The 18098-nt window shown below is 66.0% G+C and carries 12 protein-coding genes; 7 read left to right on the forward strand and 5 right to left on the reverse strand.

Annotation, left to right across the window (positions count from 1 at the left end; genetic code table 11):
• Positions 1–114 precede the first annotated feature (114 nt).
• Positions 115–945: a class I SAM-dependent methyltransferase gene (locus MJ797_RS27325; protein ID WP_374581108.1), complete on the forward strand. Its 831-nt coding sequence runs from the start codon at positions 115–117 to the stop codon at positions 943–945.
• Between the two features lie 82 nt (positions 946–1027).
• Positions 1028–2284, forward strand: coding sequence for a hypothetical protein (locus MJ797_RS00885; protein ID WP_239330234.1), 1257 nt, complete (start codon positions 1028–1030; stop codon positions 2282–2284).
• Between the two features lie 611 nt (positions 2285–2895).
• Here MJ797_RS00885 and MJ797_RS00890 read toward each other — a convergent pair.
• The 3 genes from MJ797_RS00890 to MJ797_RS00900 all read right to left on the reverse strand — a co-directional run bounded on the left by MJ797_RS00890 (position 2896) and on the right by MJ797_RS00900 (position 7511).
• Complete coding sequence (locus MJ797_RS00890) at positions 2896–4077, reverse strand: RNA polymerase sigma factor (RefSeq protein ID WP_239330237.1); 1182 nt, start codon at positions 4075–4077, stop codon at positions 2896–2898.
• A gap of 40 nt (positions 4078–4117) precedes the next feature.
• The gene (gene dnaG / locus MJ797_RS00895; RefSeq protein ID WP_239330257.1) at positions 4118–6007 is read right to left on the reverse strand and encodes a DNA primase; all 1890 of its coding nucleotides are present in this window, start codon (positions 6005–6007) and stop codon (positions 4118–4120) included.
• Positions 6008–6260: 253 nt separating this feature from the next.
• Positions 6261–7511 (reverse strand): deoxyguanosinetriphosphate triphosphohydrolase, encoded by a 1251-nt coding sequence (locus MJ797_RS00900; protein ID WP_239330274.1) that lies wholly within the window; start codon positions 7509–7511, stop codon positions 6261–6263.
• A gap of 95 nt (positions 7512–7606) precedes the next feature.
• Between MJ797_RS00900 and MJ797_RS00905 the strand changes: the two genes are divergently transcribed.
• Positions 7607–7762 (forward strand): hypothetical protein, encoded by a 156-nt coding sequence (locus MJ797_RS00905; protein ID WP_239308370.1) that lies wholly within the window; start codon positions 7607–7609, stop codon positions 7760–7762.
• A 46-nt stretch (positions 7763–7808) separates the two neighbouring features.
• The gene (locus MJ797_RS00910) at positions 7809–8348 is read left to right on the forward strand and encodes a PH domain-containing protein (protein ID WP_308127769.1); all 540 of its coding nucleotides are present in this window, start codon (positions 7809–7811) and stop codon (positions 8346–8348) included.
• A 119-nt stretch (positions 8349–8467) separates the two neighbouring features.
• On the opposite strand, the gene MJ797_RS00915 is transcribed toward MJ797_RS00910, so the two are convergent.
• Complete coding sequence (locus tag MJ797_RS00915; RefSeq protein WP_239330277.1) at positions 8468–10342, reverse strand: transketolase; 1875 nt, start codon at positions 10340–10342, stop codon at positions 8468–8470.
• A gap of 630 nt (positions 10343–10972) precedes the next feature.
• Positions 10973–13672: a pyruvate, phosphate dikinase gene (gene ppdK / locus MJ797_RS00920; protein ID WP_239330280.1), complete on the reverse strand. Its 2700-nt coding sequence runs from the start codon at positions 13670–13672 to the stop codon at positions 10973–10975.
• Between the two features lie 432 nt (positions 13673–14104).
• Between ppdK and MJ797_RS00925 the strand changes: the two genes are divergently transcribed.
• The 3 genes from MJ797_RS00925 (at position 14105) to MJ797_RS00935 (ending at position 18092) form a co-directional block, all read left to right on the forward strand.
• Positions 14105–15205, forward strand: a complete 1101-nt coding sequence (locus tag MJ797_RS00925; protein WP_239330283.1) for a hypothetical protein — start codon at positions 14105–14107, stop codon at positions 15203–15205.
• On the forward strand, positions 15205–16449 hold the full coding sequence (locus MJ797_RS00930) for a toxic anion resistance protein (RefSeq protein WP_239330286.1): 1245 nt from the start codon (positions 15205–15207) through the stop codon (positions 16447–16449). The genes MJ797_RS00925 and MJ797_RS00930 overlap by 1 nt, the downstream gene beginning before the upstream one ends.
• A 71-nt stretch (positions 16450–16520) precedes the next feature.
• Entirely contained in the window at positions 16521–18092 is a 1572-nt protein-coding gene (locus MJ797_RS00935) for a VWA domain-containing protein (protein WP_374581158.1), read from the forward strand.
• Positions 18093–18098 lie beyond the last annotated feature (6 nt).

The raw sequence follows: 18098 nt of genomic DNA on the forward strand, positions 1-18098 counted from the left end.
CCGCGCGCTTGCTCGGCGTGTTGCCGCACGCGTGCTCTTCGGTGGATCCATAATGGCCTCGCGCCGCCCAGCGGTTCGCGCTGATCACCGACCGAAGAACGGAATGGAGCTGTTGTGCCGGTAGGCATAGAATCCGACTATCGATCCCGTATATACGCCCGGTACACCAGCGAGAAGCTTCCACACCTTCTTGACTCGACCGAGGCCAACTATGAGCATTGGGCAGCTGCTTGCCGACGTCGCCTGCGTGGCTGGCTGCCGAGCAGCCGGGAAGCGCGTTGTCTCGACGTGGCCTGTGGCCACGGCAACCTTCTCTATCTTCTCCGGGAAGCCGGATACCACAACATCAGCGGAGTTGACGTAAGCCCCGAACAGGCCGCCGTGGCGCGAAAGGTCTGGCCCGACGTCGAGTGCGAGAATGTTCTGGACTACCTTTCCAGCCATACTGGAGAGTTTGATCTCATTACCGGTTTCGATATCATCGAACATCTCCACAAGGCGGAAATCATTGAATTTCTTGACCTCGTGAGAAAGGCGTTGCGACCTGGCGGAACGGTCATACTCCAGACGCCGAACGCGGAGTCGCCCTGGGGCGGTATGCATCGATATCACGACTTCACCCACGAGACAGGATTCGATCCAGCCAGTCTTGCCCACGTACTCCTGGTAGCTGGCCTCAGGGAATTCGAGGTTCGTGAGTGTGGACCCTATGTCCACGGCGCGACAAGCGCCGCGCGAGCAGCATTGTGGAAAATGATCAGCAGCGGCCTTGCTGTATGGAACCTTGCAGAAACAGGGAGCCGCGGCAGCGGTGTGTATACCCGTGTTTTCGTCGCACGGGCCCAACGTCCAGCAGAGCCTCTACCGTGGGGAGGGAGATCGGAAGATGTCAGATCGGAGGACGTCCTTCCGCGCATCGTCGGTCCCGCCATCGCATTGGGCTGATGATCGGCTGCTTGACTGAGATGATCCCAATGGGGCCAGCACTACCGCAGCGGTTGTCTTGCACACCGGCGGAAAAGTTCTCGTGAAAGACCGGGAAAATTCTGGAAAACCGGATGAGATATCCCGTTCCGCAATCCTGGACAGTCGGAATACAGACGCTTTGCTATTTGTGGCGCAACTTCTCGGCATGGCGGCTGGGGTCACTATCGCCCGCCTTCTCGGGCCCAGCGGACGAGGAACAGTCGCAGCATTCGCCGCGTGGGGGCAGTTCCTAGGATGGATTGGTGTTCTCTCTGTCGATAAAGCAATCGTCGTCATCGGAAAAGATATTCAGGCCGATCATGATCCGGCGCGTCTCCGACAACTCGCCGTACTGGCGGCCAGTACTATGCGGCCAGCCACTGCTGCCGCATTGATCGCTGCCAGCATACTTGGGATTGTTCTTTTCCCGATCCTTGTCCCCTTGTTTCTAATACTCGTCATGGTAACTACGCTACAGGAGTTCCAATACGGCCTTCTGATCGTTGCGAGAAATCACCGACGCTACCTGGGTGTCCGCTTGGTCCAGCCGCTCCTTTATCTCATGCTCGTCGCTCTCCTGGCTACCATACCCAAGGCCCTGAACCATGATGGCGAGATCATGGTGGTAGGCTGTCTCGTTTGCTCATCGTTCATCTCCCTCTTCTTCGGCCCAACCCTACCCAGACCGTGGACGAGGGCACGCCGCGCAACAATTTCACAGCGATTGTCACGTGTGGCAAGGGAAATCCAGCTATGTACTGCTTTGCAGTACCTGAACAGCAGACTCGATCTTTTGCTCGCTCCGTTGCTGCTGACCCAAAATGAGGTTGGCTGGTATGCCGTCGGCGTCTCAGTCGGTCAGGTGCTCGGATTCCTGGGCACCGCAAATGCGCTCCGGGGCCTTGCGGGCCGCTCGCCGGGTATCGACATCCACGGGGCCCTGGCGGTCGCTGCCGCTGCGCTTGTTGGCTGTGCTCTCGCACCTACCGTGCTTCCGTTGGTCTTCGGTACTGTCTATGTGCAGGCTGTGCCGGTGGCACAGGTGCTCCTTCTTGGCGGCGTTGCCGTCTTTTGCCTCCAGGGCTGCACATGGCGTCTGATCGGTGTCATGGGGCAGCGGGCGGCAACCGTTTCGCAGGGCGTCGGCGCTGTTAGCTTCGCCGTTGGCGTGGTATTTGAACCGACGATGATCGGTCTCGCCTGGATGAATGTGCTGTCGACAATGGCCGCGCTCATAGTCGGGGAGGCGTTGTGGTACCACCGCCGTCGTGCTGTCTCCGTTCCATCTCAAGAACTCGGCTCAGAAATTGTAACCTGAATACCGAAAATTTTTTCTTTCCTGAGAATTCCACGAGTGGTCTATGACAGACCTCGATCTGGCGGTCACGTTTCCGAACGCCCTTCTGCAGAGGGCCCTTGCGTGTGTCCGGATGTGGATCAGCGCGAGACGATCAACGCGAGACGATCAGCACTGACGACGGCAAACACGGGTCAAGCTCCCACCGCCTTGCCGCCACCGACCGGCCGTCCGGGCCCTGGGTGCGCTCCCGCCATCGCTGTCCACGACATACCACCTTCGCCCGAATCACAGGCCCGCAGCCGCCTGAGCACCTCGACCAGCTGAAGCACAGTCCCTCAGCACCGATAGTCGGCCTGTCCACACGCTCGTGTCCACCGAAAATCGGTTTCGCATCGTCCGTCCTCCGGCACAGCGATAATCATCATGAATCAGCGCGGCCCAGTCATCCTGGACGTGCACCTTGCTATGGCAGCAGGCCACAGCGGGCCGTCGCCAGTGCGTAGGCCGACTCTCAATTGTGCGGCCACGACCGCGCAGATCCAGGTTGACTGGGCCAACGCCAACGGACGACCGTTGGCGCGAAAACCTGATCGTCCAAATCCTGAATCAGCGGAGATTGAAGCCGGTTACTACTCCAGGTAGTCGCGGAGTTTCTGGGAGCGGGACGGGTGGCGGAGCTTGGACAGCGTCTTCGACTCGATCTGCCGGATCCGTTCGCGGGTAACCCCGAACTCCCGGCCGACCTCCTCCAGCGTGCGCGGATGCCCGTCGGTCAGCCCGAAGCGCAGCTGAATGACCTTCTTCTCCCGGTCGGAGAGGGTGTGCAGGACCGAGTCAAGCTGCTCCTGCAGCAGGATGAAGCTGGCCGCGTCCACCGGCACGACCGCGTCGCAGTCCTCGATGAAGTCACCGAGGTGGGAGTCCTCCTCCTCACCGATGGGAGTCTCCAGCGACACCGGCTCCTGGGAGACCTTGAGAATCTCGCGCACCTTGTCGGGTGTGAGATCCATCTCCTTGGCGATCTCCTCGGGGCTCGGCTCGCGCCCGAGGTCCTGCAGCAGCTGTCGCTGGATGCGGATCAGCTTGTTGATCGTCTCGACCATGTGCACCGGGATACGGATAGTGCGTGCCTGGTCGGCGATAGCCCGGGTGATCGCCTGGCGGATCCACCAGGTGGCGTAGGTGGAGAACTTGTAGCCCTTGGTGTAGTCGAACTTCTCCACAGCGCGGATCAGACCGAGGTTGCCCTCCTGGATGAGATCCAGAAACAGCATGCCGCGACCCACATAGCGCTTGGCGATCGACACGACAAGACGCAGGTTCGCCTCTACAAGCTTACGCTTGGCAACCTGGCCATCACGTTCAATCGCTTCAAGATCACGACGCATCTGCGGAGAGGTCTTGCGGGTGGCTGCCGCGATCTTCTCGGAGGCGAACAGACCGGCCTCGATACGCTTGGCGAGGTCGACCTCCTCCTCCGCGGTCAGCAGCGGAACCTTGCCGATCTCCTTGAGATACATGCGTACCGGATCGGAGGTCGGCGCCTTGAGCGCCAGTTCCTCCTCCTCACGGCGACGCCGGGCGAGCAGGTCGGCCTCGTCGGCGTCCTCTCCACCCGCCTCGAGGATCTCGATGCCCTCGTCGTTGAGGACCTGCAGAACGGCGTCGGTCTGCTCCGGCGGCAGCTCGGCCGCCTGCAATGCGACCGTGACGTCCTCAGTGGTGAGGAAACCGATCTCCTTGCCCCTGGTGATGAGGTCCTTGACCTCGTCCACCTGGGCCTCGCGCGGTAGGACGGCTGGACTGCTCATGGGCGGAATCTCGTCACTTCCTTCTCGGGATCGACCCAGGTTACGCGGCACCCAGGCCCCGTTCCCGGAGTTGGCGCTTGTGCTGTTCCAAGGCGATCAGCTCACCATATGCGCGCTTGAACGTCTCGGCGTCGGTCACGGGGTTGAGCCGCTGCACACGCGACTTCAGCTCCGTGATACGACGGGTCACATGCAACTCCTGTATACGTGACAGCTGCTCATCGACGTACCTGTCGTCGACATCGCGGTCGCAGAACACGGCTTCGACGGCAAGCCCGGTGACCAACCGCCGGAGCGCGTCCTCCCCGGCCGCCGTGGCCACCAGGGAAACCCAGCCCGCGACATCACCAGCCGCTGACAGCCCAGCGTATACACCACCGGCCGTCATCATGGCCGTACGGACAGCGCGATGCGCGGGAACCGTGAACAACTCGGCCGGCAACGTGTCGAAGGCGGGGCCGGCCAGGCCGGGATACTGGAGCGCGACCTTGAGCACCTCCCGTTCGACCGCCACGACCGCGTCATCCGCGGTGGCGTCGCGTGGGCGCAGCCGCGCCGGGCGGGCGGAGCCGGCACGGGACACGTCACCCCCGTTGACACGTGCGGAGTGCTCAGCGACCCGCCGCACCACGAACTCCTCGTCCAGAAAACCAAGCCAGTTGTCAAGGTTAACCGCATAACGGTGCCGCAGGCCCCGGTCTTTCAGCCTGTTAATCAGTGGTGCGGACGCGTCCAGCGCCGCCAGCCGCCCTTCGGTCGTGTCGAGGTTGAACTCGGCCAGCTTCCCGCGAATCGCGAACTCCACCAGCGGGACACGGCCGGCGACAAGATCACGAACAGCCCCGTCGCCCCGCGCCATCCGCAGATCGCACGGGTCCAGCCCGGACGGTTCGACCGCCACAAAGGTCTGGGTGACGAACCGCTCCTCGAACTCGAAGGCGCGGATGGCGGCCTTGCGGCCGGCCTCGTCACCGTCGAACGTGAACACGACCTCACCGCGGTGTTCACTCTGGTCCATCAGCAGCCGCCGCAACACCGTCACGTGCTCACTGCCGAACGCGGTGCCGCAGGAGGCGACCGCGGTCGGCACGCCGGCGAGATGACAGGCCATCACGTCGGTGTAACCCTCGACGACCACAACCTGATACCGCCGCGCGATCTCACGCCGGGCGAGGTCCGCGCCATAGAGCAGGCTGGCCTTCTTGAACAGCGGGCTCTCAGGGGTGTTGAGGTACTTGGGCCCGGGATCGTCGGCGGCGAGCCGACGGGCGCCGAAGCCGACGACGTCTCCCGCGAGATCACGGATCGGCCACACCAGCCTTCGGTGAAACCTGTCGATCAGTCTCCCGCGGCTGCTCTGTTTCGCCAGGCCACCGAGGACGAGCTCCGCGGCGGTGAAGTGCCGGCCCATGAGGTGACGGGTCAGGGTGTCCCAGCCCGCTGGCGCATAGCCGACGCCGAACCGCGACGCCGCCTCCTGATCGAAGCCCCGCGCCGCGAGAAACTCCCAGCCTTCACGGGCCTCAGCCGATGCCAGCCGCTCGGTGTAGAAGTCCGCCGCCGCCCGGTGGGCGTCAAGGAGCCGCTGGCGCTGGCTGGTGACCACACGGCTGGTCACCCCACCGCCTTCATAGCTGAGAGTAACCCCAGCACGACGGGCCAGGCGTTCCACCGCCTCCGGGAACGACAGGGCATCGATCGCCCGGACAAACGCGATCACATCGCCGCCGACGCCGCACCCGAAACAGTGATAGGCACCGACCTGCGGACGAACATTGAACGATGGGGTCTTCTCATCGTGAAACGGACACAGGCCGCGCAGCTGGCCACTAGCGACGGGACGCAGCTGCACATAGTCACCGATGATGTCCGCAATCGGTGAGCGATCACGCACGGCAGCGACGTCTGCGTCGCGGATGCGTCCGGCCACACGTCCCTCCCTGCATCCCGGGCGGGGTGCCGGCGTCACACCGGGGCCGCCGCCCCTCAGCTGATGCCACCGGCTTGCCACCGCCCCCGCGGGTCCGCCCTTTCCCCCGTGATGATACTTGTCAACGCGCCAGAGTGCCGATCTTCCAAGCACGCGGTGCGCAAACAGCGACAGTCACGTCCGCCGGGTACGGCAACACGGGCCGGGGGCAGCGGCACGGGGCCGGCCGTCACCAGGGCTGTGTCACCCGCCGTCACAGGGTCACCGGCCAGGAACGGCCAGTCAGCTGCGCGTGCCGCCGGACGGCGCTCGCGTCCGTCAGACGGGCCACCTGGTCGACGACGACCCGCAGGCGGGCGGCGTCATCGGAGGCGGCGGACCAGGCCGGGCGCAGCAGCGGGTCGAGTGCCTCCGGCGCCCGCACGACGAGCAGCGCGAGCAGCTCCGCGATGACCTCGCGCTGGCGCCGCTGCCGGTCATGCGCGTCGCGGCGGTCCATGACGAAGCGCGCGGTCACCCCTTTGAGCAGGCAGCACTCGGCGACCGTCGCGGGGGGCAGGATCAGGTCCGCGTGGTAGCGGCGGAGCGCACGCTCGCCGTGCAGCCGGCGGGTGGCCGTGACCGCGGCGACGCACAGCCGCGCGATCAGCTCGCTGGTCATCGTCCGCACCGCGCGCAGCGCCGTCGGCGTGGTCACCGGCCCCGCGACCCACCAGGGCTGCCGCCGCAGGCGCTCCAAGGCCTCGTCAAGCGCGGCCTCGGGCGCCGCCGGATAGCGGGCCGCGGTCGCGGCCACGAGATCGGCCCGTTGCCCGGGGTCCGCCAGCCGGCCCAGGTCGATCAGACCGGCGACGACACCGTCCTCCAGATCGTGCGCGCTGTACGCAACGTCATCAGCCCAGTCCATGAGCTGCGCCTCCATGCATCGCCGGCCAGCCGGCGCGCCATCGCGAACCCAGCTGAAAATCGCCATGTCGTCGGCGTAGACACCGAACTTGGGCGTATCGCCCCGCTTCGGCCACGGGTATTTCAGGGCCGCGTCGAGGGTGGCGCGGGTGAGGTTGAGCCCGGCTTCGCGCCCGTGCACATCCACGATCTTGACCTCGAGACGGGTGAGCTCACGCAGGCTCTGGGCGTTGCCCTCGAAACCCCCACAGCCACGGGCAGCGGCGTCAAGCGCGGCCTCGCCGTTGTGACCGAACGGAGGATGCCCGATGTCATGCGCGAGGCAGGCGGCGTCGACCAGGTCCGGATCCGCGCCGAGGGAACGGGCCAGTCCCCGGCCGACCTGTGCGGTCTCCAGCGAATGGGTGAGCCGGGTACGCGGGAAGTCGTCGTCGAGCGGGCCGACGACCTGTGTCTTGCCGGCCAGCCGGCGCAGTGCGCTGGAGTGCAGGACACGCGCGCGGTCCCGCTCGAACCAGGTTCGATCGTCGGGTGTACTCTTCTGACGCTCCTCGCCCCAACGGACCACGTCGGACGCTTCGTACCACTCACCGGCCACGGCGCCGAGCGTATAGGCACGATTTCCACACGTCCGGGGTGCGAAGCGGCGATACTTTGTGGTCAGCCGTCCCAACTTCGGCCCGGAGGCCCGCCGTGGACAAGATCGTCAGATACGGTCTCATCGCGTTTGTCATCTTTTTCGTTGTCACCGCCCCTGAAAGTGCGGCGAGCATCATCAATCGAGCTATCGACGGCCTACAATCTGCTGGACACGGCTTGTCCAACTTCGTGACCGACACAGTTCTGTGACACGGCGCGAACTGCCGGTGCAATCCAGGAGACGGTGGCGGCGACCTTGGTGAGAATCAGGATTCCCGACCCCACTGCCAGGGACGACAAGTACCTCGCCACCCGTGAGCGGCTGGTCATGATGGTCCGCATGCACTGGGCCATCATGCTGCCCATCTTCTTGCAGACGCTGGGCTCCATCGTGCTCGCTGTCCTGCTCACGGTCCTGCTCGACGGGCTGAAAGTCGGCGGGGGCATCGCCTCACTCCCCTGGTGGTTCGCCCTCTTCATGATCTTGCGCATGTTGTGGCGGGTCGCCGACTGGCATGTCGACCACCTGATGATCACTGACAAACGCCTCATGAAGGTCTCGGGCATCTTTTTCCGCAAGGTGCAGACCATGCCGCTGGAAAAAGTGACAGATCTCACCTACAACCGAGACCCGATGGGTCGGCTTCTCGGGTACGGCGAGTTCATCGTTGAATCGGCCGGGCAGGACCAGGCTCTGTCGAAAATCCAGTTCCTGCCCCGGCCGGACCGGCTCTACCTGACGATGTGCGACATGATGTTCGGGGGAGCCCCGGCTCCCAGCAGCTCCGACGACTGACCAGGCAGTACAGGACGAACGAGGCTCCCCCGCTACCTGGATGCCGGTAGCGGGGGAGCCTCGTGCTGTTCCAACGCACCGTGGTGCCGTTGGGGAGATCCAGCGCTGTGGAGTGGAGATCAGCGCAGCAGCGCGCGGGCCGCCGCCGCGATGTGGCTCGCCGAGATTCCCGCCGCGTCCAGCAGCTCGGTCGGTGTGCCCGACCCCGGTAGTTCGCGAACAGCCAGATGCCGCAGGCGCACCGGCACATCGGCCGCGGCGAGCGTCTCCAGCACCGCGCTGCCGAGGCCGCCCTCGGGGTAGTGATCTTCGACCACCACGAACCGGCCGTCGGTCGCCTGTGCGGCGGCCACCAGAGCGGCCTCGTCCACCGGCTTGATCGAGTAGAGATCGATCACCCGTGCTGGGACGCCCTCGCCCGCGAGCATGTCCGCGGCCTCCAGGCAATGGTGCAGGGTGACTCCCGCGCCGATCAGGGTGACGGCATCCGCGTCCGACTGGCGCTGGATCTTCGAACCTCCGACGGTGAAGGACTCGTCCGCTCCGTAGAGCACCGGATAGGCGCCACGAGTCGTACGCAGGTAGCTGACTCCGTCCACATCCGCCATGATCTCAACAAGCTTGGCTGCGCTGGTCGCGTCGCTCGGGTACAGCACGGTCGAACCGTGCACCGCCCGCATCATCGCGAGGTCCTCCAGCGCCATCTGCGACGGACCGTCCGGACCGATCTCCACACCCGCGTGCGATCCCGCCAGCCGGATGTTCGCCTGCGAGATTGCGGCCATCCGGATGAAGTCATAGGCGCGCGAGAAGAACGCGGCGAACGTGGAAGCGAATGGAATGTAACCACGTACCGACAGCCCCACCGCCGTGGCGACAAGTTGCTGCTCAGCGATGAACATCTCGAAGAACCGGTCCGGGTAGACCTTGGCGAAGTCCTCGGCATGGGTGGAGTTGCTGACCTCGGCGTCCAGGGCGACCACCGCTGGCCGCGCGCCGAGCGCGGCGAGCGCCTCGCCGTATGCCTTGCGGGGAGCGACCTTCGCGCCGAGAGGGTAGGCCGGCAGCTCAACAGCGACCGGCGCGGGCTGCGCCGGCCGCCGGATGGACGCCGACGGCACCGGCCCCCGCACGCGCAGGTTGCGTTCGCCACCGAGGGCGGCGATCGCGCGCTCGGCCATGTCGGGCGGCAGGGCCTTGCCGTGCCATCCGTCGGCATCGACGATCTCCGAAAAACCCTCCCCCTTGCGAGTGCGGGCGAACACGACCACCGGCCGGTCGGATTCGGCGGCCTCGGTCAGGACCTTGTCAATCGCGGCGATGTCATGCCCGTCGACGGTGAGCGCCTGGCAGCCGAACGCCTCAGCCCGGCGGGCGTAGGCATCAAGATCCCAGCCGAGCTCGGTCGAACCGCGCTGGCCGAGACGGTTGACATCCACGACCGCTGTCAGATTCGACAGCTGGTAGTAGGCCGCCTTGTCCAAGGCCTCCCAGATCGAGCCCTCAGCCATCTCGCTGTCGCCACACAGCACCCACACCCGATAGGGGAGCCGGTCAAGAAGCCGGCCGGCGAGTGCCACCCCGACCGCGTCCGGCAGGCCCTGCCCGAGCGAGCCGGTTGCCACGTCAACCCATGGCAGGATCGGCGTCGGATGGCCCTGCAGGCGGTGACCGAAACGGCGATATCCGGTCATCAGCTCGTGATCGGAGACCACGCCGACGGCCTTGAACATCGCGTACAGCAGCGGGGACGCGTGCCCCTTGGAGAAGATCAGGTGATCGTTGGCCGGATCGTCCGGCTTGTCCCAGTCATACCGCAGGTGTCGGCCGAGCAGAACCGCCATCACATCCGCGGCTGACATCGACGATGTCGGGTGGCCCGAACCGGCGGATGTCGACGATCGGACCGAGTCGACCCGCAGCTGCTGAGCCAGTTCCCGGATCTGATCAAAATCGGTCGGGTCAATCACGACCTCGGATACGGGAGTTACCACGCCAGCCTCCTAATACGCCTGCGTATCTGTGTATGGGTAGCTGCCGTGCACAGCAGTCCGGCACACCTGACTACATATCCGTGGCTGACCACATGTCATGACTACCTGTCGCGGGCGAGAGTAATCAAGGACAGGCCCAGCTGGCCAGGTCGCAGTCACGATGTGTCGCAGTCACGATGTGTCGTACGTGAGTCCCCGCCACCCCGGCTGGTCGGCTGTTCCTCGACAGCCAGGGCCCTACCCCGGGTCCCACCGCCCCGAACGGTATCAGCGACAGAAGTTCACGACGGTGACGAACAGGCACTCTGCGCGGGACGTTCGCGGGGCGGGGAGTACCTTCGTCCCGGCTGGGCCACGCCTGGTAAGAGCGCCTGGCAACAGGCGTGTGGATCAAGAAGCAAGGCTGGTGCGTGGGCAACGCAAAGCGGCGCGGGCAGTCACCAGAGGTGCCGGGTGGCGACCGGCAAGCCGGGGTGCCCATCCATCGTGTGGCGATGGATGGGAGCGATGACGCGAGGTGCGTGCCCCCCCAGCCCCGCGACGCCGCGTCCCCGGTCCCCGGTCGTCGGTCGTCGGTCGTCGGTCGTCGGTCGTCGGTCGTCGGTCGCACTAAGATCCTGTGGACACGCCCTACCTGGCTTCCGTCTGTTCGGCACGGTCGAGGATGGCGGCCCGGCCAGCTTCCAGCCGAGCGATCGGCACCCGGAATGGCGAACACGAAACGTAGTCAAGACCGATCTGATGGAAAAAGTGCACCGAGTCGGGGTCTCCGCCATGCTCTCCACAGACGCCCAGTTTGATCTTCGGCTGGGTCGCGCGCCCCGCCTCGACCGCGATACGCACAAGCTGGCCGACTCCATCACGGTCCAGCGACTCGAACGGGGAGACGCCGAAGATCCCCAGATCGAGGTAGCGGGAGAAGAAGGAGGACTCCACGTCGTCCCGGGAGAAGCCCCAGCCCATCTGGGTGAGATCGTTCGTGCCGAACGAGAAGAACTGGGCGGCCTCGGCGATCTGGCCCGCGGTCAGCGCGGCCCTCGGCACCTCGATCATCGTTCCGATCAATGCGGGAACGTCCACTCCGGTCTCGGCCGCAACCGTCCGCAGTACCTGTTCGGCCTGCTCACGGACGACCTCCAGCTCCTGGACCGTGGCCACCAGCGGCACCATGATCTCCGGGCGTGGATCTCCGCCAGCCTGGCGGCAGCGTACGGCCGCCTCGGCGATCGCTCGCACCTGCAGGGCGAACAGGCCCGGGATCAGCAGCCCCAGCCGCACCCCGCGCAGGCCCAGCATCGGATTCTGTTCGTGCAGCCGGCGGACCGCGGCCAGCAGCGAGGCATCACCATCCGTCACCGGCTGGCCGGTAGCGGCGGCAACGCCCAGCCGTACCGAAAGCTCGGTGAGATCCGGGAGGAACTCGTGCAGCGGGGGGTCGATCAGGCGGACCGTGACGGGCAGCCCGTCCATCGCCGTGAAGATCGCGACGAAATCGTCCCGCTGGAGCGGGAGGAGCTCGAGCAGGGCGGCCTGTCTGGCCTCGTCGTCATCGGCGAGGATGAGCCGCTCGACCAGCTGCCTGCGCTCGCCCAGGAACATGTGTTCCGTTCGGCACAGCCCGATGCCTGCCGCGCCGAACCGGCGGGCCCGGTCGGCGTCGTCAGCGGTGTCGGCGTTGGCGCGCACGCCGAGCCGGCGGGCTTCGTCGGCATGGGTGATGATCCGGTGCACGGCGTCGACCAGCGGGTCGCTCCCGTCCGCCAGCAACGTCCCTTCGAAGTACTGGACGACCGGCGAGGGCACCACCGGCACCTCGCCGAGGTAGACGGCGCCGGAAGACCCGTCTATCGAGATCACGTCCCCCTCGCCGATGACGACGCCGCCCGGCGCGACCGCCCGGCGGGCCCGGGTGTCGACATCGATCTCCTCTGCCCCGCACACACAGGTCCTGCCCATACCGCGGGCGACTACGGCGGCGTGTGAAGTCTTCCCACCGCGCGATGTCAACACACCCTGCGCGGCGATCATGCCGTCCAGGTCGTCGGGGGTGGTCTCCCGGCGCACCAGAATCACCGGCGTCCCGGCGGCCGCGAGCTCCACGGCCCGGTGCGAATCGAAGACGGCCTGGCCGACGGCCGCTCCGGGCGAGGCGTTCATGCCCTGGGCGATTTTCTCGGCCGACCGGGCCGGCCCGAACCGGGGGAACATCAGCTGGGCGAGCTGGGCGCCGGTGACCCGGGTCACCGCCTCGTCCATGCTGATCAGGCCCTGGTCCACAAGCTGGGTCGCGATCCGGAAGGCGGCGCCCGCGGTACGCTTGCCCACCCTTGTCTGCAACATCCACAGCTTGTTGCGCTCGACGGTGAACTCGATGTCGCACAGGTCCCGGTAGTGCTGTTCCAGGGTCGTCATTATCGCGAGCAACTGAGCGTAGGCCGGTGGGTCGATGGACGCCAACGCCGTGAGCGGCAGGGTGTTGCGAATGCCCGCGACGACGTCCTCGCCCTGGGCATTCTGTAGGTAGTCGCCGTAGCTGCCCTGTTCACCGTTGCCCGGATCCCGGGTGAAAGCCACCCCGGTACCCGAGTCCATACCCAGGTTGCCGAACACCATGGCAACAATGTTGACCGCGGTGCCGAGATCCGCCGGAATACGCTCCTGCCGGCGGTAGAGACGGGCGCGCCCGCCGTTCCAGGACTCGAAGACCGCGCGGATGGCGGAATCCAGCTGTTCCCGGGGATCCTGCGGGAAGTCCCGGCCGGTCTGGTCCCGAATTATCGTCTTGAAGGTCTCGGTCAGGCCCCGCAGGTCGGTTTCGTCGAGATCGAGATCGCTGGTGGTCGCCCGTGCCTTCTTCGCCGCGTCCAGGGCCTGGCCAAACAGCTCGCCGTCCACGCCGAGGACCGTCTGGCCGAACATCGCCAACAGGCGACGGTAGGAGTCCCAGGCGAAACGCTGCGAACCCGACTGCTTGGCGAGGCCCGCGACCGAGGCGTCCGACAGCCCGATGTTGAGAACGGTGTCCATCATTCCCGGCATCGAGAACTTCGCGCCTGACCGCACCGACACCAGCAACGGGTCGTCCGCCTGCCCCAGGCTCTTTCCCATCGCCTGCTCGAGGGAATGCAGGTGCGCAGTTACCTCGTCGCGCAACGCGTCGGGCTCCCTGCCATGCGCAAGATATTCGCGACACGCCTCGGTCGTGATCGTGAAGCCGGGCGGGACGGGAAGGCCCATCTTCGTCATCTCGGCAAGATTGGCTCCCTTGCCACCAAGAAGATCCTTCAGCTCCTTGTTTCCCTGGTGGAAATCGTACACATAGATGACCATGGCTGCCCTCTCGTCTCCCGCCCCACGAACGTCCCCGCGGACCGCCGCCGAATCGACCGTGGCACGCCGCCCCGGCCCGCGTCAGGCCGCCGAAGGATCCGCGGCAGCCATCCCGGCTTGTCGCCCAGTGGTTCGTCCGGTTGGCCCTGTAGTGGCACAGGAGGTTACCGCCCTACGCCGTCACAAGAGATGTTTAGCGAAACACTTCATCCAGTCGATATATTACTGTCAGCAACCAAAATATTACCGACCTATCACTATAAAACGGTCCAAATATCATGAATACCGAATATCCGGTTGACAGCGGAACGCGGAACAGGACTCGTCCGGATGCCAGGCCTCGTCGGCAGGGAAGCTGTCGGGTACGACACTTACGATCATGACGCGCGCTGACATACTCGGGCCAACAGGCACGAAGAGGAGGAAGACACCGTGCAGGGTCGCCGGGTTCTCGGGCTCGCGCTTGCCGGGCTGCTCGCGCTCGGCGTCGTCGGGCTGATCGTCGTCCCGCGGATCCGATCCGGCCCCAGTGCGGGCACGACCAAGGTCCGCGCGCTGATCTCATCCGAGAAACAGTCCTTCTTCGCTGACCCGGAGGTGGTGGCCGCCCTCGCCCGGGCCGGCTACAGACTTGAGATCACTTCCGCTGGATCGCGCGAGATCGCCACCACCCGCGACCTGTCCGGCTTCGACCTGGCGTTCCCGGCCGATGCGCCGCAGGCGGACCGCATCAGGCGCGATCGAAAGATCAACGCATCCTACGTACCCTTCTTCACACCGATGGCAATAGCCACCTTCGCCCCGATCGCGACACTCCTGACCGCGGCGGATGTCAGTAGCCGAGAGGGCGACCACTACCTGTTCGACATGCGTAAGTACCTCGATCTGGTGGCGAGCGGCACCCGCTGGTCACAGCTGCCCGCAAACAGCGTCTACCGGACCGACAAGTCCATTCTCATCAGCTCGACGGATGTGCGGACGTCGAACTCGGCGGCCCTTTATCTGGCGATCGCCTCCTATGCGAGCAACGGCGGGAACATCGTCACCGACACCGGGACGGCCGACCGTATGGCAGATCGGCTCGCGCCCCTGTTCCTCAAGCAGGGCTACCTGGATGCGTCGTCCCAGGAGCCGTTCGACGACTTCCTGACCATCGGTATGGGCAAGACGCCGATGGTCATGATTTATGAGGCCCAGTTCAGAGCCCACCTGCTCGCCAAGGACGGCTCCCTGGGCGGTGACATGGTACTGATGTACCCGAATCCGACCATCTATGCCAAACACACCGTCGTCCCGCTCAGTCCTGCCGGCGACGCGGTCGGGCGCCTGCTGACAACCGACCCGGAGCTCCAGCGTCTCGCTGTCCGGCACGGGTTCCGCACCGCGGACGTCGGCTATGGCCGGCAGTACGCCACCGAACGCGGCGCCAGCCCGCCACCGCAGCTGGTCAATATCGTCGAACCACCGAGCGCGGAGATATCCGAACGGATGATCGGTCAGATCGAGATGAAGTACCAGAAGGGGCCGGGTTGATGACCCTCCCACCACCCACCCCGCCACCGGCCGCGGGCGACCCCGGCGCACAGCTGGTCCTGGTGCCGCCCGCGCCGGTCGCACCGGTCGCCCCGGAACAGGCCGGACCCGCCGTCCCGATCAGCCCGGAGGCGGCTTCGCGACTGGCTGGCCAGGCGGTGGCCTTCGCCGACGCGCTGGTCGGCATCGACCCGGCCTCGCCCGCCTTCACGGCCAAGGTCGCCGCCGTGCACCGGATGGGCGAGAAAGAGATCCGTGCCTCAGCCGCGGTGTCCAACCGGCTGTTGGACAAACCGACGCGGGCGATGAGCTCCGGTGCCTTCGACGCGACGTCGTCGGTGTCGACATCGCTGGTTGAGCTGCGCAGGGTGGTCGGCGACCTCGACCCGTCCACGGTGAATCTGCTGGGCCCGAAAAAGCTGCTCGGCATAATCCCGTTCGGGAACCGCCTGCGGGACTACTTCGCCTCCTACCAGTCCTCGCAGGCGCAGCTGGACGCCATCCTGCATGCGCTGCAGAACGGGCAGGAGGAGTTACGGCGGGACAATGCCGCGATCGAGCAGGAGAAGCACAACCTGTGGACCACCATGGGCAGGCTGCGCGAGTACACCCAGCTCGCCTCGAGCCTCGACGCCGAGCTCGTCACCCGGACAGACCGGATCGAGGCCGGCGACCCGGAGCGGGCACGGATGCTCCGCGAGGACGTCCTGTTCTACGTCCGGCAGAAACACCAGGATCTGCTCACCCAGCTCGCGGTCAGCGCACAGGGGTACCTGGCCCTGGAAATGATCAGACGCAACAACCTCGAGCTGATCAAAGGTGTGGACCGGGCAAGCACCACGACCGTCGCGGCCCTGCGGACGGCGGTGCTCGTCGCCCAGGCCCTGGCCAACCAGAAACTGGTGCTCGACCAGATCACCGCGTTGAACGAGACCACCGAGCGCATCATCGTCGGTACCTCGGAGCTGCTGCGGCGCCAGACGGTGGAGATCCACGGGCAGGCGGCCTCCTCGACAGTGTCGGTGCAGGCTCTCCAGCAGGCGTTCGCCAACATCTACGCCACGATCGACACGATCGACGGCTACAAGACCGCCGCCCTGGAGACCATGCGCACGACGGTCTCGGCCCTGTCCGAAGAAGTCGGGAAAGCCACCGCGTACCTGGACCGGGCCGCCGCGGCCGCTCCCGCCGAGATCGTCCCGGCAACGGCCGGGGAACTGGAGATCTCCGGCGGCGGGCCGTGACCGGACGCCGCGTCTCCAGTTGCCGGGCGCGCGCTGCCGCTCTGCTCGCCAGTTGCGTGGGCGCCTTGGCCATGGTGGTCATGACCGCCTGTGCCTCCGCCCCCGCCACGCGGCCGGGAGCCAGCCCGGGGCAGAGCGCCAGCCCGGGTAAACCGGGCGTGCTGCGGGTGCTCGCCGGCTCGGAACTCGCCGACATCGAACCGCTGCTCGGCGACTTGCGCGCGGCTACCGGCATCACGGTGAAACCGGTCTACACCGGAACGCTCGACGCCACCGACACAATCGTCAGACATACCGCGGACGTGGACGCGGCCTGGCTGTCCTCTGACCGTTACCTGCGTCTGCTGCCCGGTGGCGCGACAGCGGCCAGCGCGCGCACGCCAACCATGACATCGCCGGTGGTCCTGGGTGTCCGGACCTCGCTCGCCAGCCGGTTCGGCTGGACGGGGACCGCCAGCGTCACCTGGGCGGACGTCGCCGCGAAGGTCGCCACCGGCGAGCTGACGTACGCCATGACGAATCCGGCGGCGTCCAACTCCGGCTTCAGCGCGCTGGTCGGCGTCGCGGCCGCGCTCGCCGGGAAGTCAGACGCGCTCCAGGCGTCCGACATCCGCACCGACGCTCTGACGTCGTTCTTCTCCGGACAGACGCTCACCTCGGGCAGCTCCGGCTGGCTCGCGGACGCCTTCGTCAATCGTCCCCAGGATGCCGACGGGATCATAAACTACGAGTCGGTGCTGTTGTCCCTGCAACGCTCGGGCCGGCTGCGCGAACCACTCACGATCATTTATCCAAAAGACGGCATCATCACAGCCGACTACCCCATGCTGCTGCTCGACCCGGCTCGGCGGGACGAATACAACCGGGTGGTGAACTGGTTACGCAGCCCGGCCGTCCAACAGCGGCTACAGACCGACACCAATCGCCGGCCAGCTGTCCCGGGCGTCGCGCTCGACCCGCGGTTCACCGCGGCCGCGCTGGCCGAACTGCCCTTCCCCGCCACCCAGGCGGTAGCCGACGAGCTGCTCACCTCCTATTTCGATCATTTTCGCCGGCCAGCACACGCAATCTTCGTACTGGACGTGTCCGGTTCCATGGCCGGCCAGCGGCTGGCCGACCTGACATCCGCGCTGACAGGGCTCGCTGGTGCGGATACATCCTTGTCCGGCCGGTTCACCCGGTTCCGTGACCGGGAGAAAGTTACACTTGTGACCTTCAACGGCTCGGTCGTCGGGGCACGCGACTTCACCGTGACAGCCACCGAGGCGTCCTCACCCGATCTGGCCGCGATCCGCTCGTACGTCGCCAGCCTGCACGCCGAGGGGGGAACGGCCATCTACTCCGCGCTCGCGGACGCGTACCGCCGAGCGTCCGACTCGATCGCCAGGGAGCCCGGTTACCTGACATCGATCGTCCTGATGACGGATGGCGAGAACAACGCCGGGCTGTCAGCCAGCCAGTTTCGCGCCAGTTACCGGGGCCTCCCCCCGGCCGCGCAGGCCGTCCGCACGTTCTGCGTCATCTTCGGCGAAGCCCGTCCAGACGATCTTCGCTCGATCGCCACCGATACCGGTGGCGCGGCCTTCGACGCGCGGGCGTCCTCGTTGACCGACGTGTTCAAGGACATCCGTGGCTACCAGTGACGCCGG

Origin of the sequence: Protofrankia sp. CiP3, from assembly GCF_917627345.1 — a bacterium.
GTDB lineage: Bacteria > Actinomycetota > Actinomycetes > Frankiales > Frankiaceae > Protofrankia.